Below are 6,132 nucleotides of genomic sequence, written 5' to 3'. Positions count from 1 at the left end.
GTCAGCAGCGCCCCGGCATTCTGCGGCAGGTACCCGGCACGGTAGGTCAGTTCCCGAAGGCGCCGGCCAGGGTGGCGCACCGAGACTCCGCAGACCGTCGCCGAACCCCCGCCACGGCGCCGAACCCCCGCCAGGGCACCGAACCCCCGCCACAGCACCGAACCCCGCCACAGCACCGAACCCACCGCCACGGCACCGAACCCCCGCCACGGCACCGAACCCCCGCCACGGCACCGAACCCCCGCCACAGCACCGAACCCACGAGGAACCATGACCGCGAACGAAAGCCCCGTCGGCACCGCAGCCGGCATCGACGATCTCTCCGCCCTCGCCGACGACGCCGTCGCCCTCGTCAGGAAGTGGCTCGTGGAGAGTCGCGAGGTGCCCGTCGATGCGGCCGGTCAGCGTCTCGCCGGCGTGCTGCGCGACCCCAACGGCCTCGACTTCACGGTGGGCTTCGTCGACGGCGTCGTGCGCCCGGAGGATCTCAAGGTCGCCGCCGCCAAGCTCACCGAGCTCGTCCCGCTGACCCCCGGCTTCCTGCCCGCCCCGATGAAGGGCGCGATCGGTCTCGGCGGATTCGCCGCCGGCATGGTCCCCGGCATCGTCGTGCCCGCCGCCCGCACCGTGCTGCGCCAGATGGTGCGCCACCTCATCGTCGACGCCCGCGACGAGAAGCTCGGCAAGGCCATCGCGCACATCCGCGACACCCAGGGCGTGAAGCTCAACATCAACCTGCTCGGCGAGGCGATCCTCGGCCGCGAGGAGGCCGCGCGCCGCCTGGAGGGCACCCGCCGTCTGCTCGAGCGCGACGACGTCGACTACGTCTCGATCAAGGTGTCCTCGACCGTCGCCCCGCACAGCCCGTGGGCGTTCGACGCCGCCGTGGCCGACGCCGCCGAGGCGCTCCTGCCGCTCTATCGGATCGCTCTGAAGGGCATGCCAGACGGATCCGCGAAGTTCATCAACCTCGACATGGAGGAGTTCAAGGATCTCGACCTCACGATCGCGGTCTTCACGGACATCCTCGACCGCCCCGAGTTCAAGACCCTCGAGGCGGGCATCGTGCTGCAGGCCTACCTGCCCGACGCCCTCGGCGCCATGATCCGCCTGCAGGAGTGGGCGGCGAAGCGCGTGGCCGACGGCGGGGCGCCGATCAAGGTGCGGGTCGTCAAGGGCGCCAACCTGCCCATGGAGACCGTGGACGCCGAGTCGCACGGCTGGCCGCTCGCCACCTGGTCGACCAAGCAGCAGTCCGACGCCTCGTACAAGGCCGTGCTGGAGTACGCGCTGCGCCCCGAGCACGTGGCCAACCTGCGGATCGGCGTCGCGGGCCACAACCTCTTCGACATCGCCCTGGCGTGGCTGCTGGCCTCGAAACGCGGCCTGACCGAGGGCATCGAGTTCGAGATGCTGCTCGGCATGGCCTCGGCTCAGGCGCAGGTCGTCAAGCGCACGGTCGGATCCCTGCTGCTCTACACGCCGGTCGTGCACCCGGACGAGTTCGACGTGGCGATCGCGTACCTCATCCGCCGCCTGGAGGAGGGGGCGTCGCAGGAGAACTTCATGTCGGCGGTCTTCGACCTCGACGCGGACCCGAAGCTCTTCGAGCGCGAGAAGGAGCGCTTCCTCGCCTCCGTGCGCTCGGTGCCGACCGAGGTGCCCGGCACGAACCGCGTCCAGGACCGCACCGCGCCGGCCGCCCCCGGTCTCACCGACGGCTTCCTGAACACCCCCGACACCGACCCGTCTCTCGCGGCGAACCGCGCCTGGGGCGACGCGATCCGCGCGCGCATGGCGGGCTCCGAGCTCGGCAACGCGACCGTGGTGGCGAACACCCTCGCGACCGCCGAGCAGGTCGACGCCGCGATCGCGACCGCGGTCGCCGCGGGCGAGGCCTGGCGTGCGCTCGGCGCCGAGGGACGCGCCGCGATCCTGCACAAGGCCGGCGACGTGCTCGAAGCGCGTCGCGCCGACCTGCTGGAGGTCATGGGATCCGAAGCCGGCAAGGTCATCGAGCAGGGCGACCCCGAGGTCTCCGAGGCGATCGACTTCGCGCACTACTACGCGGAGAGCGCCAAGAAGCTCGCCGACGTCGACGGCGCGACCATGCAGCCCGTGAGCCTGACGGTCGTCACCCCGCCGTGGAACTTCCCGGTCGCGATCCCGGCCGGATCCACCCTCTCCGCCCTGGCGACCGGATCCCCGGTCATCATCAAGCCCGCCCGTCAGGCCCGCCGCTCCGGCGCGGTCATGGTCGAGGCGCTGTGGGAAGCCGGCGTGCCGCGCGAGGTGCTGCAGTACGTGCAGCTCGACGGGCGCGACCTCGGCACGAAGCTCGTGAGCGACCCGGCCGTGGGCCGCGTCATCCTCACCGGCGGCTACGAGACGGCCGAGCTGTTCCGCGGCTTCCGCCAGGACCTGCCGCTGCTCGCCGAGACCAGCGGCAAGAACGCGATCATCGTGACGCCGTCGGCCGACCTCGATCTCGCCGCGAAGGACGTCGCGTACGCCGCGTTCGGTCACGCGGGGCAGAAGTGCTCCGCGGCATCGCTCGTCGTGCTCGTCGGATCCGCCGCGACCTCCGAGCGGTTCCGCCGCCAGCTCGTCGACGCGGTCCGCGCCTACGACGCGGGCTCGCCGGAGGACGGCTCGAACCGCATCGGCCCGCTCATCGGCCCGGCCGAGGGGAAGCTGCTCGGCGCGCTCACCACGCTGCACGCGGGCGAGAGCTGGCTGCTGAAGCCCGAGAAGCTCGACGACGCCGGCCAGCTCTGGCGCCCCGGCATCCGCGACGGCGTGAAGCGCGGATCCGAGTTCCACCGCGTCGAGTACTTCGGCCCGGTGCTCGGCATCATGACCGCCGGCTCCCTCGACGAGGCGATCGACATCGTCAACGACATCGACTACGGACTCACCTCGGGCCTGCACTCCCTGGACGAGGACGAGATCCAGGCGTGGCTCGCCGCCATCCAGGCGGGGAACGTCTACGTCAACCGCGGCACCACCGGCGCGATCGTGCAGCGTCAGCCGTTCGGCGGCTGGAAGAAGGCCGCCGTCGGTGCCGGATCCAAGGCTGGGGGCCCGAACTACCTCGTCGGCCTCTCGGAGTGGACCGACGCCCCCGTCGCATCGACGTGCGAGCTCGATGCGCTCGCGACCGGTGCCGTGGGCGCGCTCGCCGCCGCCGGCGACGCGGACGCCGACATCGCGTGGCTGCGCGGCGCGCTGGCCACCGACATCGACGCCTGGGCCGATGAGTTCGGCGTGGTGCGCGACGCCACCGGCCTCGTGACCGAGCAGAACGCGCTGCGCTACCAGGCCGTGCCGGTCACGGTGCGCTTCGAGGGTTCGCGGATCGCCGAGCTGATCCGCGTGGTCGCCGCCGGTCGCCGTGCCCGCGCCCGCGTCACGGTCTCGACGCTCGCTCCGCTGCCCGGCGCCGTGGCCACCTGGCTCGGCACGCAGGACGTCACGGTCGCCACCGAGGACGCGAGCTCCTGGGCCGCGCACGCCCAGCGCCTCGCCGCGCGCGACGGCCGCGTGCGGCTCATCGGCGCCACCGCGGCCGAGACCGCGGCTGCCGTGAACGGCTCGCCGAGCCTCGCGCTGTACGCGAACCCGGTGGTCGCCGCCGGCCGCGTCGAGATCCTGACCTTCCTGCGCGAGCAGGCGGTCTCGGTCACGGCGCACCGCTTCGGCACGCCGCACCGCTACGAGATCCCGCTGCTGGACCCGATCGCCTGATCGGATCCGGCCCGCTCGGGCCTCGCTGAGACTCGGACCCGCCGTCCGCTCCCTGGACGGCGGGTTCGTCGTGTTCGTCGTGTTCGTCGGCTCGCAATTCAGGCTGGCATGCCGATGGGCGGCCCGCGGTGCCGGATGGAGACCGCGACGGCGGCTTTCAGCCTGAATTGTGCGTGAGACGAACCCGAGGGGTCCGGCTCACGCCAGCGGCAGCGCGCCGTCATAGGCCGTGGCCGACAGCGCGGGCTCGGCCGGACCGCCGCCGAAGACGCGGGAGAGCCCCGGATCCGTGCGCCACTGCGGCCAGCCCGGGTCGCCGTCCTCGACGAACCGCGTCGCGACGGCATGCATCTCGGTCGCGAGGTGCTGCGGCGGGGTGGGGCCGGCCAGGCGCTCCACGAACGGGTCGTCGAGCACGTCGAACCAGAACGGCACGTCGAGGCAGTGGCACGACCAGCCCTTCGCGGGGGAGACCCAGGCGAAGCGGTAGGCCCAGGTGGGGGCGTCGCCCCTGGCCTGGGCGGCCCGCACCACGAGCGAGCGGAACACCCGGTCCGTCACGAACCGGCCGAGCAGCGCGGGAGTGCCGCGGCGGCGCTGCTCCCGGTTCGCGGCGAGGTAGGCGCGGCGCACGCGGCGATCCCGGCTGAGCAGGGCCAGTGCGAAGGCCGCCGGCACGAACCGCAGCACGCCGGGGGCCCGGTCCAGGGTCATCGTGAACTCGTCGTCCGTCGCGCCGAGCAGCAGCGGCTTGCCGGCGCCGATCCCTGCCTTCAGCGCCTCGACAGCGGGGCGCGGGAGGATGTCGCCGTCGATCACGGGGCCCCAGGGCAGGCCCTCGGCGAGCGGGGCGAGCAGGGCCTTGAGCCGGGTCGCGCCGAGCAGGGCCGCCTTCGGCTGCGCGCGCTGCAGGGTGCGCTCGGGCACCGTGCGGAAGCCGTCGGCGTCGGGCGCGCAGCCGAGCAGCACGCCCAGCGCCCTGGTGCGCCGCGATGCCAGATCCGGGGCGATGTCGGCGAGCGCGGGGGAGAAGGCCATCGCCGCGTGGAACAGGTGCTGCGCGCGCTCCAGCCCGAGGAGGGTGAGCACGGCCCCGCCGCCGGCCGACTGCCCGGCGATCGTCACGCGCGACGGATCCCCGCCGAAGGCCGCGATGTTGCGCTGCACCCACTCCAGGCCTGCGATCCAGTCCAGCACCCCGCGGTTGGCGGGGGCGCCGTCCATCAGCCCGAAGCCGTCGAAGCCCAGTCGGTACGAGAGAGACACGGTCACCACGCCGTCGCGGTTGAAGGCGGCGCCGTCGTACCAGGGGCTCGCCGGGGAGCCGTCGACGTAGCCGCCGCCGTGGATCCACACCATGACCGGCAGCGCGCCGTCGAGCGCCGGGGTGAAGACGTTGACGTTGAGCGTCGCGGCGCCGGGGATGCTCGGCTCGGGGATGAGGGTCTCGCCCTTGTCGCCGCGCTGGGCGGTGGGCCCGAAGGCCGTCGCGTCGCGCACGCCGGGCCAGGGCTCGGGCGGCTGCGGCGCGGCGAAGCGCCGCTCGCCGACGGGGGCCGCGGCGAACGGGATCCCGAGGAAGGCGGCCGAGGCGCCCGATGTGCCAGGACCGCCCCGCCAGAATCCGCGGACGGTCCCGGCGTCGGTCTGGGCGAGGGGCGCGTCGGCGGTCATCGGATCAGCGTATCCGGCGGTCTCCGGTGTCGAACTCCGTCGATCCGGCCGGCCTCGTCCACCGCGAGCCTCCGCGCACCCGGATCGACGGAGTTCGGAACGGGGTGCGAGGACGACCGGACTCGACCTGCCCGGCTCAGGGCTTCAGCAGGGCGAAGAACTGCTCGACGTCGGCGGCCATGTCGATGGTCGGATCCAGCATCCAGGCGTTCTGCAGCCCGTCGGCGAGCGCGTGCCCGGCGCGGATGATCCACTCCGGATCCAGGTCGGCACGGATGCGCCCCTGTGCCTGCGCCTCGAGGAACGCGGAGCGGGCGGCCGCGTGCACGCGCTCGGTGCGCTCGAGGAAGAAGGCGCGCGCAGGGTGGTCGGGGTCGGCGACCTCGGCCTGCACCTGGGTGTAGAGCTGCACGAGACCCGGCACCTCGGGGTTGTGCCGCACGACGGCGAGGAAGGCCTCGACGAAGTCGCGATCGTCGTCGCCCTCGGTGTCGCGCAGATCGCGGGCGCGCAGGATCTCGACGAAGAGCTGCTCCTTGGTGCCGAAGTAGTGCAGCAGGCCCGCCGGGCTGAGGCCCACCGCGTCGGCGATCTCACGGACCGACGCGTTGCGGTAGCCGAGCCGGCCGACGATCTCGAGCGCGGCCTCGAGGATCTCCTCGCGCTTCACGACGCCTTTCGCGTACGCCCCCCGTTTCGCCATGGAGTCAG

Annotated in this window: 3 protein-coding genes; 1 reads left to right on the top strand and 2 read right to left on the bottom strand. The window is 73.1% G+C overall.

Annotated elements, in window-relative coordinates; translation table 11 throughout:
• The first annotated feature begins 270 nt into the window (after positions 1-270).
• The gene (locus J8G10_RS17515; RefSeq protein WP_251448002.1) at positions 271-3,747 is read left to right on the top strand and encodes a bifunctional proline dehydrogenase/L-glutamate gamma-semialdehyde dehydrogenase; all 3,477 of its coding nucleotides are present in this window, start codon (positions 271-273) and stop codon (positions 3,745-3,747) included.
• A 198-nt stretch (positions 3,748-3,945) separates the two neighbouring features.
• Here the strand turns inward: J8G10_RS17515 and J8G10_RS17510 are convergent, their stop codons facing one another.
• Together J8G10_RS17510 and J8G10_RS17505 are read right to left on the bottom strand one after the other, a co-directional pair.
• Entirely contained in the window at positions 3,946-5,421 is a 1,476-nt protein-coding gene (locus J8G10_RS17510; protein ID WP_251447999.1) for a carboxylesterase/lipase family protein, read from the bottom strand.
• Between the two features lie 136 nt (positions 5,422-5,557).
• Positions 5,558-6,124: a TetR/AcrR family transcriptional regulator gene (locus J8G10_RS17505; protein WP_251447997.1), complete on the bottom strand. Its 567-nt coding sequence runs from the start codon at positions 6,122-6,124 to the stop codon at positions 5,558-5,560.
• Between the last annotated feature and the right edge of the window lie 8 nt (positions 6,125-6,132).

Origin of the sequence: Microbacterium sp. USTB-Y, assembly GCF_023703415.1 — a bacterium.
Classification (GTDB): Bacteria; Actinomycetota; Actinomycetes; order Actinomycetales; family Microbacteriaceae; genus Microbacterium.
The sequence above is the reverse complement of the archived record's forward strand: the minus strand, read 5'-3'. Positions and strand labels throughout refer to the sequence as shown.